This window comes from Halocella sp. SP3-1, assembly GCF_003953885.1.
GTDB lineage: Bacteria > Bacillota > Halanaerobiia > Halanaerobiales > DTU029 > Iocasia > Iocasia fonsfrigidae.
Genome location: NZ_CP032760.1, coordinates 3,905,604 through 3,921,875, shown reverse-complemented (window position 1 = coordinate 3,921,875; position 16,272 = coordinate 3,905,604). Strand labels below are relative to the sequence as shown.

Below are 16,272 nucleotides of genomic sequence, written 5' to 3'. Positions count from 1 at the left end.
GTTTATGGCAAAGGAATTAAAGTTTGGTGAAGATGCACGTCGTGCTTTAGAACGTGGTGTTGACACCCTGGCAAATGCTGTTAAAGTTACTCTAGGACCTAAAGGTCGTAATGTTGTACTGGAAAAAAGTTTTGGCGCTCCTACTATTACTAATGATGGTGTGAGTATTGCCCGTGAAATAGAGCTTAAAAACCACTATGAAAACATGGGGGCTCAAACAGTTAAGGAGGTTGCTACCAAGACTAATGACGTAGCTGGTGATGGTACTACCACTGCTACTGTACTTGCTCAGTCAATTTTTAAAGAAGGCCTTAAGAATGTTGCTGCTGGTGCTAACCCTATGATTATCAAAAAGGGTATTGAAAAGGCAGTCAATAAAGTTGTTGATGAGATAGCTAAATTGAGTAAACCTGTAGAGGGTAAAGAAGCAGTTTCACAGGTTGCTGCCATTTCTGCCGGTAATGATGATGAGATTGGTAATTTGATTGCCGAAGCTATGGAAAAGGTTGGACAGGATGGAGTTATTTCTGTTGAAGAATCCAAAAGTATGGGGACCTCTTTAGAAGTAGTTGAAGGTATGCAGTTTGACCGTGGTTACCTATCTCCCTATATGGTGACAGATACTGATACTATGGAAGCTGCTCTAGAAGATCCATATATACTTATAACAGATAAGAAAATATCCAGTATTCAGGAAATATTACCACTCTTAGAGAAGGTTGCTCAATCAGGTAAGGCCTTATTAATTATGGCTGAAGATGTTGAGGGTGAAGCCCTGGCAACTCTGGTTGTTAATAAAATCCGCGGTACCTTTAACTGTGTAGCAGTTAAAGCCCCTGGTTTTGGTGACCGCCGCAAGGCAATGCTGGAAGATATCGCTATCTTAACAGGTGGTCAGGTAATTACTGAAGACCTGGGATTAAAGTTAGAAAATGCTGATATTAGCATGCTAGGCCAGGCCCATAAGGTTAATGTAACCAAAGAAGAGACTACTATTGTTGAGGGTCATGGTGACAAAAAAGATATTCAAGGTAGGATTAAGCAGATTAAAAAACAGATAGAAAGTACTACCTCTGATTTTGATAGAGAAAAACTGCAGGAAAGATTAGCTAAGTTAGCCGGTGGTGTGGCAGTAATTCAGGTTGGTGCTGCTACTGAAACTGAGTTAAAAGAAAAGAAACATCGTATTGAAGATGCCCTATCTGCTACCAGGGCTGCTGTGGAAGAAGGTTTAGTATCTGGTGGTGGAACAACACTATTAGATGCTATTTCTGCACTTGATGAAGTTGAGCTTGAAGGTGACGAAGAGACTGGTGTAGACATTGTCAGGAAGGCCCTGGAAACCCCAGTACGTCTTATCGCTGATAATGCAGGTTATGAAGGTTCTGTAATTGTTGAAAGGGTAAAAGAAAGAGACGCTGGTATTGGTTTTGATGCCTACAAAGGTGAATTTGTAAACATGATAGAAGTAGGTATTGTTGACCCAGCCAAGGTTACCCGTTCAGCCCTGCAGAATGCTGCCAGTGCAGCTGCTATGTTATTAACGACAGAATGCCTGGTTGCAGATAAAGAAGAAGATGATGATAATGCTGCTGGTGGTGGAATGCCAGGCGGCATGGGAGGAATGGGAGGCGGCATGCCAGGCGGCATGGGTATGATGTAAAACCTTCCCATTCAGTTTAATATTGATAGACAAAAGCTGTTTACAGTAGATTACTGTAAACAGCTTTTTTGATTTAAAATGTTTAATGTCTTAAGGTAGGTAGACATATTTTTTCTCCAATCTGAAGATTCCTAGGCTCTAGTTCAGGGTTTATTTGTAAGATGGCATCAACGGTAGTATCATATTCCTGGGCCAGTTGATAGAGTGTATCTCCAGCTTTAATGATGTAAGGTATAGTATCTTCAGGACATTCTCTTTCCACAAATTTACCCCCCTCTCCAATTTTAAATTCCGCCGCTGGTTAAATCAACTTTTTTATTTTATGCTAGTACTGAATAAGGGGTGATTAATAATAAATTTAAAAAAAAAGAAGGAATTTAAAATATTATAGAGAATAATTAATATAGTAGTGGAACCGTTTTTATAAAAATTATAATAAATGACATGATTGTTGATATATCAAGGATGCTCTCTAATAAAATGAATTGGAAACGTTTTTAGTTTATTTTACATTAAGGCAAAAAGGAGTTGAAAGATGAAGATTACGATTGCTGATGTTGCTAAATTTGCTAATGTATCTAAAAGTACTGTTTCAAGGGTATTAAACAAGAGTGGTCCAGTCTCTCAGGAAACTAAAGAAGTAGTGCTTAATGCTGTTAATAATTTAGATTATCGTCCAAACCAGGTAGCCCGCAGTTTAGCTACTAAACAGACAAATACCATTGGCTTAATAGTACCTGATATAAGAAACCCTTATTATTCACAAGCATGCTGGCATGCAGAAAGAAAGTTTCAACAGGAAAATTATACAGTGGTAATCTGTAACACTGATAATGATGATATTAGAGAAAAAACCTACCTACAGGTTCTTTTGGATAGAAATATTGATGGAATCCTTTCTATTGGTGGAGAGGAGGACCTGACTAATATCATTAATTTTAAGTCTAGAAAAAATATTCCTATCGTTTTGATTGATCGAGATATTCAAGGTTATGATATTCCTTCAATAACTTTGGATAATTATTATGGGGGTATGTTGGCTACAGAATATTTATTAGAGCTTGGCCATAAAAATATTGCTTTTGCTACATCAGACTTTACCCAGGCTGAACGTTTACGACGTCAAGGATATAAACAGGCATTACAAAATGCCAATATAAAAATTAGAAAAGAATATATACTTAGTCATACTGAGGAAGTTTGGAGATCAGGGGAGTTTCTAGATGATATTATTGAACTATTTGATTCTAGTAATCCTCCAACAGCTATCTTTGCATCTAATGATTTTAAAGCCCTTAGAATCTTATCTGTTTTGAAAGCAAATGGTTTAACAATACCTGATGATATCTCATTGCTAGGTTATGATAATATAGAATTTTCATCAATGACTGAACCAGCTTTAACAACATTATCCCAGCCAATTGATAAAATGATATCTGATGGGGTTAATATGCTGTTAAAATATATAAATAATGAACAGGTGGATTCAAATAAAATGATTGTTAAACCTAAATTAATAGAAAGGGATTCTACAAAAGTCTTTAGATAAAGTATTAAAGGGGGTTAAAAAATGTCTATAGCACTGGAAATGAAAAATATAACTAAAGAATTCCCTGGTGTTTTAGCACTAAACGAGGTTAATTTGATGGTTGAAAAGGGTGAGATTCATGCAGTTGTTGGTGAAAATGGAGCAGGAAAAAGTACTTTAATGAAAATTTTAGCCGGGGTATATCAAAAGAACTCTGGTAAAATTTCAGTTCATGAAAAAGAGGTTGAAATTATTGACACTCTAACTGCTCAAAATTTAGGAATAGGTATGATTTATCAGGAATTAAACCTGATACCACACCTGACAGTAGCGGAAAATATGTTTCTAAGTAGGTTTCCCTTAAGTAAAGGTAAAATTCAATATAATGAACTAAATAAAAATGCACAGCATTATTTAAGCCAGTTAGAAACAGGGATTAAGCCAGACGACCTTGTGGGTGATTTGTCTGTCGCAGATCGGCAACTAGTAGAGATAGCCAAAACCCTTTCTTTAAACTCATCAATACTGGTAATGGATGAACCGACTTCATCATTGAGTCCAGGGGAGACGGAGATACTCTTTAAGATAATGAAGAAGTTAAAGTCAGCAGGGGTATCAATTATTTTTATAAGTCATCATATGGATGAGATTTTTAGTATTGCAGATAAAGCAACAGTTTTACGTGATGGGGAATATGTTGGTAGTTGGAATATATCGGAACTAAATGAACAGTCTTTAGTAGAGAAAATGGTTGGCCGTGAGATGTCAGAGATGTTCCCCAAGGTAGAAACTGAAATTGGCCAGACAATATTGGAGGTTCGTAATCTAACTGTAAAAAATAGTATCTCAGATATTTCTTTTAAACTAAAGGCAGGTGAAATTCTAGGTATTGGTGGATTAGTTGGTGCTGGACGATCAGAATTGGTTAAGGCTATTTTTGGTGCTTTAGCAGTTAACAGTGGAGAGATTCTTATTGATAATAGGCCAGTAAAAATAACCCATCCATATGAAGCAGTCAAAAATGGTTTAGCACTTATTCCTGAGGATAGAGGAGAGCAGGGATTAGTATTAAAATTTAGTGTTAAAGATAATGTAACACTAGCATCACTGAAGGAATTTGCTGGCACAATAAAAGTAGATATCATTAAAGAAAATAAGGCTGCTGTTCATTTAGTTGAAAAATTACAGGTGAAGACCCCTTCAATTAATCAATTAGTAGAAAATTTGAGTGGTGGTAATCAACAAAAGGTTGTACTGGCTAAATGGCTTGCTGTTAACCCTAAAATATTAATCCTGGATGAACCAACACGTGGCATTGATGTAGGAGCAAAAGCAGAAATATACAAAATAATTGGGGAGCTGGCTGCCAAGGGAATTGGGATAATTATGGTTTCATCTGAATTACCGGAGTTGTTGGGAATAAGTGACAGAATTATGGTTATGTGTAGAGGTAAAAAAACTGCTGAATTTACTAGAAAACAGGCAACATCAGAAAAGATAATGTTAGCCGCAACGGGGGCTTTAGAAAAGGGGGATAATTTAAATGGAGCAAATTAATGCAAAAAATTCCAAAATAAACAGTAATATTTTTAGAGAATTGAGTTCTTTAATTGGGTTAATTGTTTTATGTACTATTTTAGCAATTATATCACCAGCTTTTTTATCAGTAACTAATATTCTCAATGTGTTAGTGCAGGTTGCAGTTATTTCTGTTATAGCAGCTGGTTCAACTTTTGTTATTTTAACTGGTGGAATAGATTTATCTGTTGGATCTATTCTGGGCTTATGTGGAGTAATGACAGCAGCAGTATTAAAATCTACAGGAAACCCTCTGCTCGCAGTCTTAACAGGGGTATTGTTGGGTGCTTTTCTGGGGTTAGTTAACGGGGTTGTTATTAGTATAGGTAAGGTTCCTGCTTTTGTTACTACTCTGGGTATGATGTCGGTAGCTAGAGGAATTGCTTTTATATATACACGTGGTAGACCAATTAGTGGTTTTCCAGATGGTTTTCGCTATATTGGTTCAGGTTATATTGGGGATATCCCTTTTCCAGTTATAGAAGCAATTATTATTTTTTTAATAGCAGCTTATGTATTAAAAAAGACACCATTTGGCCGTTATGTTTATGCAATTGGAAGTAATGAGGTTGCTACTAAACTGTCTGGTATTAAAACAAATAAATATAAAATAATGGTTTATGTTATTTCAGGATTATTAAGTGGCTTTGCAGCAATTATGTTTATTGGTAGAATTAATTCTGGTCATCCACTGGCAGGAGATGGTTATGAACTTGATGCTATAGCAGCGGTTGTAATAGGTGGGACCAGTTTGTCAGGGGGTAAAGGAACAGTATTTGGAACATTGATTGGGGCTTTAATAATGGGGGTCATAAGAAATGGGTTGAACCTGTTGAATGTTGATGCATTCTGGCAGGGTGTAGTACTTGGTGTTGTAATAGTAGTAGCTGTTTTAATTGACCAGCGTTCTAAAAAAACAGCTACTATTTAATAAAATGGCAGTTCTTTATAGAACTAAAATAACATAAGGCTGCTTATAATAAGGAGGTGATTCCATAAAAGAAAAGCTTGTAATATTATAGATTGTAGTACAAAATCAAAGGAGGAATACAAAGTGGGCAAAAAATTATTTGTTGTTTCTGTAATGCTAATGACTCTAGTTTTTTCAATGTCTGTAGTTTCTATGGCTGAAGAATTAGTTTTTGGATATGCAGTTCAGGATTTAGGTAATCAATATTGGGTAACCGTTGCTGATGGTGTTAAGGATAAAGCCGATGAACTTGGTATTGATGTTGTAGTATTGGATGCAAGAACTGATTCGAGTAGGGAATTATCTAATGTTGAAGATTTAATTCAGAAAAAGGTTGATGCCATATTATTATCTCCCTGGGATCCAGGTGCAGCAGTAAGTTCGGTTGAAGCTGCTAATAGAGCAGGTATTCCTGTTTTTGTTTTAGATATTGGTGTTGATGCTGGTGAGATCGAAACATTTATTGTCTCTGATAATCTTGAGGGTGGCAGGATAGCTGGTGAATACCTTGCAGATTTAATTGAAGGAGAGGGAGAAGCTGCCCATATCCAATGTCAGTTAGGTTATAAAATTCCGGCCTTAAGGGGTGAAGGTTTTACAGAAGTAATGAATGAAAAGGGGATCAGTATTGTTGCCAAACAACCAGCTGATTCTCAACGTGCTATGGGTATGACAGTTATGCAGAATATGTTACAGGCCCATCCAGAAATAGATGTAGTTTTTTCTGAAAACGATGAAATGGCTCTTGGCGCTTATGAGGCAGTAAGAGCAGCAAGACTAGAAGATAAGGTTAAAATTGTTGGTTTTGATGGAACTGGAGATGCATTGGAGTCTATTAAGGAAGGAAAACTGTTTGGTACTGTTGCTCAGCAGCCATACAAAATGGGAGAAATGGGTGTAGAGGCAGCAGTAAATTTCTTAAATGGAGAAGAACTGCCAGAAGTTACCTATGTACCTGTTAGACTCATTACCAGAGATAATGTAGAATAAATTAACTTTTTAACTTAATGATTTATCTGGAGGGGGGAGGGGTTTAATCCTCCTCTCTTAAATTTTAATCAATTGAGCAGCTAACAAAATATTAAATAAAATGTAAATGTAAGTGATTTTGTTGGAATGGGGGTGGGTTACGGTAGAATTATATGGAAAGCAATATACTAGAAAAGAGATTTTAGAACACGTAGGTGATATTTCCCAATTATGTTATGCTAAACCAGTTAAATTATCTGGTGGTAAGCAGGCAGATGTTGATGCAGTATTAGTAAATAATGGTTCAGGTTTATCTTTTGTGGTTCTTTCTGGTAGAGGTATGGGTATTGGAAATGCGGACTTTAAGGGGAATTCCCTGGCCTGGATTTCCAGTACAAAAGAAGTGGCTTCAACATATTACGAACCAGCAGGCCAGGGTTGGTTCAGGGGGTTTTATGGAGGATTGTTAACCACCTGTGGTCTTTCATATATGGGGGCTTCCTGTGAAGATAATGGTGAAAAACTTGGCTTACATGGACGGGTATCTTATATTCCAGCTAATAATGTATGGGTTGATAGTAAGTGGGATGGTGATGATTACTGGGTATGGGTTCAGGGGAAAATACGTGAAACAACAGTTTTTGGTGAAAACCTTATCTTAACAAGGAGAATATCCGTTAAGTTAGGTGAAAGTAAAATTTTTATAGAAGATACTGTTGAAAATCTGGGTTTTGAAAAGACTGAACATATGATTCTTTATCATTTTAATATGGGATTTCCCCTTTTAGATAAAGAAAGTGAATTTCTGTCACCAACTATTTCTTATATGCTCCGGGATAAAGAATCTGCTAAAGGGCAAAGGGATTATCATAAAGTATCTGCACCTATTGCTGGTTTTGAAGAAAAAGTATATTATCATGAAATATCATCATTAATTGGTGGTTCAACCAAAGTAGCATTAATTAACCACAAATTTAATAATGGTGAAGGTTTAGGTTTATATATTGCATATTCAAAAAAAGAATTACCTAATCTTGTACAATGGAAAATGACTGGACAGGGTCATTATGTTATGGGAATAGAGCCAGCCAATGCCTGGGTAGGAGGTAGGGATAAGGCTAGGAAAGATGGTAGTCTTAAGTTTCTTCAACCTGGTGAAAAGAGACATTATCATTTAGAATTAGGAGTACTATCTTCACAAAAAGAGATTGAAGGAGTAATTAGAGAGATCCAAGATATAAAAGGCAATTATAATAAAATTTAGGAGGATCTATATGAGTAAAACTAATTTGATTAATGAAACTTTTGAAAAAGGAGAAGGGATATTACGATTAATACCTAATTTTATCCCACGTAGATTTGGTCGTCCAGGGAAGAGGTTGCGCCTTCATCCTGATGATTATTTTTCATTAGGTATTTCCCGTGGTGCTATCAAAGAACGCTGGTTTTCATCTATAACACCTGCTATTAATGGTGAATTGGCACCTGAAGATGAAGGATTAAGTTATGTGGCTCCTACTAATGATGTTAAAGATAAATTTTTGTTTAAAGATGCTGTTGAAGAACTTGGTGAAGATTTGATTGGTGAGGAATTAATGAAAGAATATGGTACCTGGCCCATGTTTGCAAAGTTTTTTGATTTTGAAACTCCCCTTTTTCATCACCTGCATCTTGATGACACTGCTGCTAGTAGAGTTGGGGCCCTTGGCAAACCAGAGGCATATTATTTTCCATATCAATTAAATAATCATTTAGGTAATTTCCCTGTTTCCTATTTTGGTTTTGCTCCTGATGTTAGTATTGATGAAGTAAAAACAAGATTATTAGATTATGAAGAACGTGATATCAGAATAACAGAACTTTCCAGGGCTTACCGTTTACAACTTGGAACAGGCTGGTATACACCACCTGGAGTATTGCATGCCCCTGGGTCACTTTTAACATATGAGCCCCAGTGGAATAGTGATGTTAATTCAGTTTTTGAAAATATAACTGCTGGTGATGTTTATGATTATGAGTTTTTAGTGGAAAACTGTCCTGAAGATAAGCAAAGAGATATTGATTATATCATGAGTTTGATGGATTGGGAAGAAAATGTTAGAATCAATTATAAGAAAAAATATTTTAGGCCTCCAGTTGTTTGTGAGAATTCAAATAAACAGTTTATTGAGAAATGGATTTCTTATGCTAACGAATATATTGGGGCTAAGGAATTAACTATTCAACCCAAACAGACAGTACTAGTTAAGGATAAGGTTGCTTTTGGTTGTGTAATAATCCAAGGGCATGGAAAGTTTGGGGTTTACGATGCTGAAGCAGCTATTATGCTTAGGTATGGCCAGATTAGTGCTGATGAGTATTTTGTTAGTGAAAGGAAGGCTAAAGACGGTATTACAATTACTAATGAGAGTTCATATGAACCACTGGTAATTTTAAAACACTTTGGGCCAAATCATCCAGATATGCCAAAAGAACCCTGTAAATAAATTTCCCTATTAATTCATAATAGCTGTTATGTTTAGATTGGGTAGTCAGTACATTTTAGATTAAAAATTTTAATGGTAGGAAAAAGGTTATCTTTCTTAAGGTCTTTAGACTCATAGTCTGGAGGCCTTTATATCTATATATAATACTCTTTCATAATAGACCTTTTGGATGACAATCAATTTTAAATTTTCTAAAATTTTTAATATAAAAAAAAGGATATTTAGAAAATATCCAGAAAAGTAATATATAAATAGGCAATTTAAACGATTAAGGAGATTTGCAATGGTAACTTTAAAGGATATAGCTGACAGAGCTAATGTTTCAAGTGCTACAGTATCATATGTATTAAATAATAGTGCCCAGATAAGTAAAGAAACCAGGGAGAAAGTACTTAAAATAGTTGAAGAATTAGATTATAAGGGGAATAAAATAGCCAAAAGCCTAAGAACTAATAAAACAAACACTATAGGGGTAATTGTAGAAGATATGACAGTATTTAATTCCCCTAAGATAATTGATGGAATAAATGAATATGTTGAACAAAAAGAATTCCATATTATACTAAGTAACCTGAGGTTAAATAAAAAAATTAATAATAAATTTAAAGAGATAGGTACTATTTCTTTAGAAATTGAAAAAAATATTAATGATTTGTTGGGAAGACAGATAGATGGAATCATTTATATAGGTGAACACCCTCGAGATGTTACTGATATTGTTGGTTCTATAGATAAGCCGGTAGTATATACCTACTGTTATACCAGTAGAGAAGATGATTATAAGGTGAACTATGATGATAAAGAGGCAGCCTATCAAGCAACAAATTATTTAATAGAGGCAGGACATGAGGAGATAGCTGTGATTAGTGGTTTAATAGATTCTTACACAACGCATCTCAGACTGCAGGGGTATCAGCAAGCACTTGCTGATAATAATCTTGTTTTTAATCCGGCTTATATCAAAACAGGGGACTGGACATATGAGACAGGATATAAGCAGTGTAAAGAGCTACTTACACAGAAAAATAAACCCACTGCAATCTTTGCGTTTAATGATTTAATGGCTGCTGGTGTTATTGAAGCAGCAGCTGAAATGGGAATAGATGTTCCTGAAGAAATTTCCGTAATAGGCTTTGATAATAGGGAATTTAGTTCTTTTTGCAAACCTAAATTGACGACTATTGCCTTACCTTTGTGGGAAATGGGAATTAAATCTGCACAGATTTTAATTAATATTATTAATGAAGAGCAGTCAAGAGAAGAAGTAAAAGATGTTAAATTAGAATGTAATTTAATTGAGAGAGAATCTATCTTAAAAATAAATTAAAGTAATAAAATCAAGTTTTTCAAGAGGATTAGTAGTCAAAAATAATAAAGAATTGTGATAATATGAAATATTTAGTAGAAAAGGAATATTAAAATGGGTGAACAATATAATGTAATAGGAGAAATTTAAACGATTAAATTATCTTAACTTACAAAAAAATGCTTGTTTAAAAGCTAATTGTGATTTAAACGATTAAATATATTTACTTATAAAAATCATTTATTTTCACCTGAAGAATATGTTGTGGTTTAATCCTGGAAATAAAAAATTGGAGGTGATACATAAAAACAGGGCTTATTCAGTCTAAATTCAGGAGGTGATCAAAGGTAAAAATTTATTTGCTCAGTTCATAAAAGAAACTACATAATTTTAAATTTAGAATTTTGATGTAATTTAGGTATTTTTTAAACAATTGCTTAAAAAATATAAGGGGGAAATAAAGTGTTAAAGTATTTTGGTTCTAAAATTTTCTTGTTGGTGACTTTGATTATTTTTATGCTTGGTTTATTTTCCATTGTTAATGCTGAAGAAGTAACTATTCGCTGGGCTGTTTTTTCTAATGATCCTAATGGAATGATGCAGGCTGCAGCTGATAGGTATTCCAAAGAAAACCCTGATGTTAATATCCAAACAGTACAAATGCCGTCAGCGGCTGATAAAAATCATGACAAACAGGTGAGTATTTTGGCAGCTCAATCATCTGCTATAGATATTATAAATATTGATGTTGTATGGCCTCCTGAATTTGCATATGCAGGGTGGTTGCTACCGTTGGATAAATATTTTAGTGAAAGTGAAATTAATGTATTCCCTCCAGCTCAAATAGAATCAAATACTGTTAATGGAAAACTATATGCTGTTCCCTGGATGTTAGATAGCCATGTTCTCTGGTATAGGCAGGATTTACTAGATAAATATGGATATAAGGCTCCTGATACCTGGGATGAGTTAATTGAACAGGCTCAGACAATTAAGGAAGGTGAAGGAGATATAATTCCTTATTCTGTAACCTTTGGTAGGGGAGAACAATTAATCTGTAATTTCATAGAATTTTTGAAGGGTAATGGGGGCTCCTTTTTTGATGAAAAAGGGAATGTTACTATCAATGAAGCAGAAGCAGTTGAGGCTTTACAGATGATGGTTGATTTGATTTATGAACATGGAGTGGTACCTGAAGAAATGTTAAATTATGATGCCTTACCGGAAACAGTACGTTATTTTAACGAAGGAAAAGCCCTTTTCCATGCTAACTGGAATTATGTCTGGGGAACAAGTCAGGTTGAGGGTTCACCAGTACGTGGTAAGGTGAGCTATACACCAATACCAATGTTCCCAGGTGGTACAAAAGCAGATTGTGTTGGTGGTTGGAGTCTTGGGGTATCAGTTTACTCTAAACATAAAGAAGAAGCCATTGATTTTATTAAGTGGTATACTAGCTATGAAATTCAAAAGTGGGAAATGCTTAATGGTGGATATACTATGACGCGTACAGCCTTGGCAGATGACCCTGAAATACTTGAAGCAATACCATTTTTGAAGGATTATAAGAAGATATTTGAAAATGGTGTAACAAGGCCCCGTACTCCATATTATTCGGCTATAAGTGATAATGCTCAGTCATATATTTCCCAAGCATTATACAAACAGTTAACTCCACAGGAAGCATTAGATAAATTAGCTACAGTTATGGAAGAGATTATAGCAGAGTAATTATTTGAATAGAATATACAACCCCTGGTTAATACAAATATTAACCAGGGGGACAAAAAAGGAGTGTGATATTAATGAAAAAAAAATGGACCCCTTATCTTCTTATTTTACCTATTTTTCTTTTTATATGTGTAGTAATTGTCTATCCATTTGGAAGAACAGTAATAAATAGCTTTCATTTCCATAAATTAAATCAACCCTGGAAGGGTATACCTTTTGTTGGGGTGAAACAGTACTTAAATTTATTACAGGATCCGAGGTTTTTAAATTCTCTGCTTGTAACCCTGATATATCTGGCAATAAGCTTAACTGGTATGTTAATTGTTGGATTAGCGATGGCAATGTTAGCTAATTATGAATTTAAATTTCGCTGGTTATTCAGGGCGGCTATTTTACTGCCATGGGCAGTTGCTCCAGTAGTTGCAGCCCAATCATGGAAGTTTATGTATAATCCGAGATTCGGAATAATTAATACTATTCTTAGAAATCTTGGATTAATTACTGAGAATATTTATTGGATAAATGATAATGTTATGGCAATGATTTCGATGTCAATAACAACTATCTGGAAGTTTACACCGTTCTTTGCTTTAATAGTTCTTGGTGGATTACAATCTCTGCCAGATAGTATGTACAAGGCTGCCAAAATTGATGGGGCCAATGCTGTCCAAAGGTTCTGGTATATTACCTTTCCTTTATTAAAACCATTTATTTATATTGGTTTATTATTTAATAGTCTACGGATAATGAATATTATAGATATTCCTTATATACTAACCAGAGGTGGCCCTGGCAATGCTACAGAAGTAACAAGTCTATATACATACCGTTTGTTTTTTAAGTTCCTTGATTTTGGTAAAGGTTCAGCTATGGCAGTCTTAATAGCATTATTTACAGGCTTATTAATTGTTTTTTATGTACAAAAGCTGGTTAATTACATGGTAGAGGGTGTATAATATGATATTGGCAAAAAATAAAAAATTATTTTATTATCTTATTCTTGTTTTAATTGTAATTGTTTTCTTCTTTAATGTTGGACCTTATTTGTGGATACTAATTACTTCCCTTAAAGGTAGTCAGGAGATTAATCGTATACCACCTACATTAATACCTGAAAAACTTGACCTGGGTTCTTATATCACAGTACTTAAAGAAACAACTTTTCTCTTAAATATCCGCAATAGTTTTATCATTGCATTTTTTGCAGCAGTGGGAAGTTTAGTTATAGGGGTACCGGCCTCATTTTCTTTTGCTCACTATAATTATAAGGGGAGACGCTTGCTATTTCTTTTAACACTTGCTTTAACTATTTTTCCAGGAGTAGTAATTTTAGGTCCTTTGTATTTATTATTAAGGACATTTCATTTGATTGATACAGTATTTGCTCTACTTCTGCCCTATCTTGCCTATATAACCCCTTTAATTGTTTGGATATTAACCAGTTATTTTAAAAGCATTCCCTTTGATCTAATAGATGCAGCAAGAATAGATGGGGCTTCAACCTTGCAAACGATCTGGCATGTGCTGGTGCCCTTAACATTGCCTGGATTGTTTTCGTGTGGTTTAATAGCTTTCATTTCCTCCTGGAATGAATTTTTGCTGGCCCTGGTATTTACACAATCTAATGCCTCGCGAACTGTTCCGGTGGCAATATCTATGTTCAGGGGTATTCATGAATTAAACTGGAGCCAGATGACTACAGCTTCAATTATTGCTACTTTACCGATAGTAATTATTGCCTTGCTTACTCAAAAATATTTAATTAGTGGATTAACAGCTGGGGCATTAAAGGGTTAGACACAATAGGAGGCAAACAAATATGATAAAAGATCCTGTTTATTTAGAGGCGGTTCCATTAAAAAATGTTAAGCTTAATTATGGTTTGTTTTACATTAAGAATGAAGTGGTTAGAAAGGAAGTAATTCCTTATCAGTGGAAGGCATTAAATAATGAGATAGCCGATGCAGACCCCAGTAATGCTATTGAAAACTTTAGGATTGCAGCCGGAGAAACAGGAGGTGAGTTTGTTGGTATGGTTTTTCAGGATAGTGATGTGGCAAAATGGCTGGAAGCAGTGGCTTATCAATTAACTACCAACCCTGATGAAGAACTGGAAAAACTGGCTGATAGTGTAATTGACTTAATAGAAAAGGCCCAGCAGCCTGATGGTTACTTAAATACATATTATACAATTAAAGAGCCTGATCATAAATGGACTAATCTAGCAGAATGTCATGAATTATATTGCGCCGGGCACATGATAGAGGCAGCAGTTGCTTATTACCAGGCAAGCAAAAAAAGAAAACTGCTGGATGTAGTGATACGTTTTGCAGATTTAATTGCTAAAAAGTTTGGTAGGGAGGAAGATAAAATAAAGGGCTATCCTGGACATCAGGAGATTGAAATGGCTCTAATAAAATTATATAAGACAACTGGTAATAAAAAATACAGAGAACTGGCTAAATATTTTATTGATGAACGTGGTAAGGAGCCAAATTATTTTGATTTAGAGTGGGAAAAAAGGGGTAAGACAAGCCACTGGCCTGATCAGGAGGAGATAGTTGATTTAGCCTACTTTCAGGCACATAAACCTGTGCGGGAGCAGGCTACTGCTGTAGGGCATGCAGTAAGAGCTATGTATATGTATTGTGGTATGGCAGATGTGGCAAAGGAGACAGGGGATAAACAACTACTTGAAGCATGTAAGAGACTCTGGAATAATGTCACTAAAAAGCAGATGTATATTACCGGTGGAATCGGCTCTAGCGGTCATTTAGAGTCTTTTACTTTTGATTATGACCTTCCAAATGATACTGCCTATACAGAGACCTGTGCTGCAATAGCCTTGATATTCTTTGCCCAGAGAATGTTTCATTTGGATCCAAAGGCTGAATATATAGATATAATGGAAAGAGCCCTTTATAATGGGGTTTTAAGTGGAATATCTGAAGATGGCCAGAAGTTTTTCTATGTTAACCCCTTGGAAGTAAGGCCTGGGGTCTGTCAGCAAAGACATGACCATAAGCATGTCAAACCAGTCCGGCAGAAGTGGTTTGGATGCGCTTGCTGTCCTCCAAATCTTGCACGTTTATTGGCTTCAATAGGACAGTATATATATTCTTATAATCAAGATAGTGTATTTGTAAACCTGTATATTGATAGTACAGTAGACCTTGAATTAAATAATAATGAAATGAGTTTGAAACAGGAGACAAATTATCCCTGGGATGGGAATGTAAAGCTTACTATATTAAAGGCTAAAAAACCCCACTTTGTTCTAGCTTTAAGGATTCCTTCCTGGTGTAAGCAAGCCAAGTTAAAGGTTAATGGGGAAAAAATAAACATTGCAGAATTAATAGATAATGGTTATGTTTATTTAAACAGCAGCTGGACTGCTAGAGATACAGTAGAATTAAGTTTAAATATGCCTGTAGAAAGGGTATCTGCCAATCCACAGGTGCGTGAAAATATAGGAAAAGTAGCTATTCAAAGAGGACCTGTTGTTTATTGTCTGGAAGAAGTAGATAATGGAAGTAATCTGCCGGCCATTTATTTGCCTGATAGTACAGAATTAAAAGCAGCATACAGGAGTGATCTGCTGGGTGGAGTAACTATGATAAGGGGTCAGGCAGTGAAACTAGATGAATCTGCCTGGTCTGGTAGATTATATTCTACTGAAAATCTGCGGTATAAACCGATTGAAATTACTGCTGTTCCTTATTTTTCCTGGAATAACAGGCAAGCAGGTGAAATGTTGGTCTGGATAAACAAGATGAATTAATTAAGAATAGGGAAGGTATAGCAGATTATAAAAAGTTTTTAGCATAAAATTTCTTGACAATAGATTAAAAAAAGTATATCATAATATACAATATAAAAATGTATAATAGTATAGATAGAGTTAGTATTAGCTTAGATGAGTTGAGTTGAAGAGGGTTTAATAGTAGAGTATAGCAGAGTTGAGTTGAGAGGGGTATCCCCTATTTACAGTTATTTCTATGCTTATTCTATGGATATTAAGGTCTTTAGACTCATGGTCTA

The 16,272-nt window shown here is 35.1% G+C and carries 13 protein-coding genes; 12 read left to right on the top strand and 1 reads right to left on the bottom strand.

Annotation, left to right across the window (positions count from 1 at the left end; translation table 11 throughout):
• The first annotated feature begins 4 nt into the window (after positions 1–4).
• Positions 5–1,663 carry a chaperonin GroEL gene (gene groL, locus D7D81_RS18745; protein ID WP_125991588.1) on the top strand — a complete coding sequence of 553 codons (1,659 nt, stop codon included), beginning with the start codon at positions 5–7 and terminating at the stop codon, positions 1,661–1,663.
• An 82-nt stretch (positions 1,664–1,745) separates the two neighbouring features.
• Here the strand turns inward: groL and D7D81_RS18740 are convergent, their stop codons facing one another.
• Positions 1,746–1,925, bottom strand: coding sequence for a LysM peptidoglycan-binding domain-containing protein (locus D7D81_RS18740; protein ID WP_125991586.1), 180 nt, complete (start codon positions 1,923–1,925; stop codon positions 1,746–1,748).
• Between the two features lie 273 nt (positions 1,926–2,198).
• On the opposite strand from D7D81_RS18740, the gene D7D81_RS18735 reads away from it, so the two are divergent.
• From D7D81_RS18735 to D7D81_RS18685, 11 genes are all read left to right on the top strand, one after another.
• Entirely contained in the window at positions 2,199–3,212 is a 1,014-nt protein-coding gene (locus D7D81_RS18735; RefSeq protein ID WP_125991584.1) for a LacI family DNA-binding transcriptional regulator, read from the top strand.
• Between the two features lie 21 nt (positions 3,213–3,233).
• Entirely contained in the window at positions 3,234–4,748 is a 1,515-nt protein-coding gene (locus D7D81_RS18730; protein WP_125991582.1) for a sugar ABC transporter ATP-binding protein, read from the top strand.
• A complete protein-coding gene (locus tag D7D81_RS18725; protein WP_125991580.1) occupies positions 4,735–5,700 on the top strand; it encodes an ABC transporter permease in 966 nt (321 codons plus the stop codon). Before D7D81_RS18730 ends, D7D81_RS18725 begins: the two co-directional genes overlap by 14 nt.
• A 123-nt stretch (positions 5,701–5,823) precedes the next feature.
• A complete protein-coding gene (locus D7D81_RS18720) occupies positions 5,824–6,729 on the top strand; it encodes a sugar ABC transporter substrate-binding protein (RefSeq protein ID WP_125991578.1) in 906 nt (301 codons plus the stop codon).
• 112 nt (positions 6,730–6,841) lie between these two features.
• Positions 6,842–7,972, top strand: coding sequence for an aldose 1-epimerase family protein (locus tag D7D81_RS18715; RefSeq protein ID WP_125991576.1), 1,131 nt, complete (start codon positions 6,842–6,844; stop codon positions 7,970–7,972).
• Positions 7,973–7,982: 10 nt separating this feature from the next.
• Positions 7,983–9,194 (top strand): cupin domain-containing protein, encoded by a 1,212-nt coding sequence (locus D7D81_RS18710; RefSeq protein WP_125991574.1) that lies wholly within the window; start codon positions 7,983–7,985, stop codon positions 9,192–9,194.
• 283 nt (positions 9,195–9,477) lie between these two features.
• The gene (locus tag D7D81_RS18705; RefSeq protein ID WP_125991572.1) at positions 9,478–10,521 is read left to right on the top strand and encodes a LacI family DNA-binding transcriptional regulator; all 1,044 of its coding nucleotides are present in this window, start codon (positions 9,478–9,480) and stop codon (positions 10,519–10,521) included.
• Between the two features lie 441 nt (positions 10,522–10,962).
• Entirely contained in the window at positions 10,963–12,231 is a 1,269-nt protein-coding gene (locus D7D81_RS18700) for an ABC transporter substrate-binding protein (protein WP_125991570.1), read from the top strand.
• Between the two features lie 74 nt (positions 12,232–12,305).
• Entirely contained in the window at positions 12,306–13,187 is an 882-nt protein-coding gene (locus tag D7D81_RS18695; RefSeq protein ID WP_125991568.1) for a carbohydrate ABC transporter permease, read from the top strand.
• A gap of 1 nt (position 13,188) precedes the next feature.
• Complete coding sequence (locus D7D81_RS18690) at positions 13,189–14,028, top strand: carbohydrate ABC transporter permease (protein ID WP_125991566.1); 840 nt, start codon at positions 13,189–13,191, stop codon at positions 14,026–14,028.
• A gap of 22 nt (positions 14,029–14,050) precedes the next feature.
• Positions 14,051–16,012, top strand: a complete 1,962-nt coding sequence (locus D7D81_RS18685; RefSeq protein ID WP_125991564.1) for a glycoside hydrolase family 127 protein — start codon at positions 14,051–14,053, stop codon at positions 16,010–16,012.
• The last annotated feature ends 260 nt before the right edge of the window (positions 16,013–16,272 follow it).

Bases quoted from the DNA above. Each gene is read 5' to 3' on its own strand.
- D7D81_RS18710 (WP_125991574.1), top strand. From the start codon at position 7,983: ATGAGTAAAACTAATTTGATTAATGAAACTTTTGAAAAAGGAGAAGGG.
- D7D81_RS18725 (WP_125991580.1), top strand. From the start codon at position 4,735: ATGGAGCAAATTAATGCAAAAAATTCCAAAATAAACAGTAATATTTTT.
- D7D81_RS18685 (WP_125991564.1), top strand. From the start codon at position 14,051: ATGATAAAAGATCCTGTTTATTTAGAGGCGGTTCCATTAAAAAATGTT.
- D7D81_RS18735 (WP_125991584.1), top strand. From the start codon at position 2,199: ATGAAGATTACGATTGCTGATGTTGCTAAATTTGCTAATGTATCTAAA.
- groL (WP_125991588.1), top strand. From the start codon at position 5: ATGGCAAAGGAATTAAAGTTTGGTGAAGATGCACGTCGTGCTTTAGAA.
- D7D81_RS18730 (WP_125991582.1), top strand. From the start codon at position 3,234: ATGTCTATAGCACTGGAAATGAAAAATATAACTAAAGAATTCCCTGGT.
- D7D81_RS18690 (WP_125991566.1), top strand. From the start codon at position 13,189: ATGATATTGGCAAAAAATAAAAAATTATTTTATTATCTTATTCTTGTT.
- D7D81_RS18695 (WP_125991568.1), top strand. From the start codon at position 12,306: ATGAAAAAAAAATGGACCCCTTATCTTCTTATTTTACCTATTTTTCTT.
- D7D81_RS18705 (WP_125991572.1), top strand. From the start codon at position 9,478: ATGGTAACTTTAAAGGATATAGCTGACAGAGCTAATGTTTCAAGTGCT.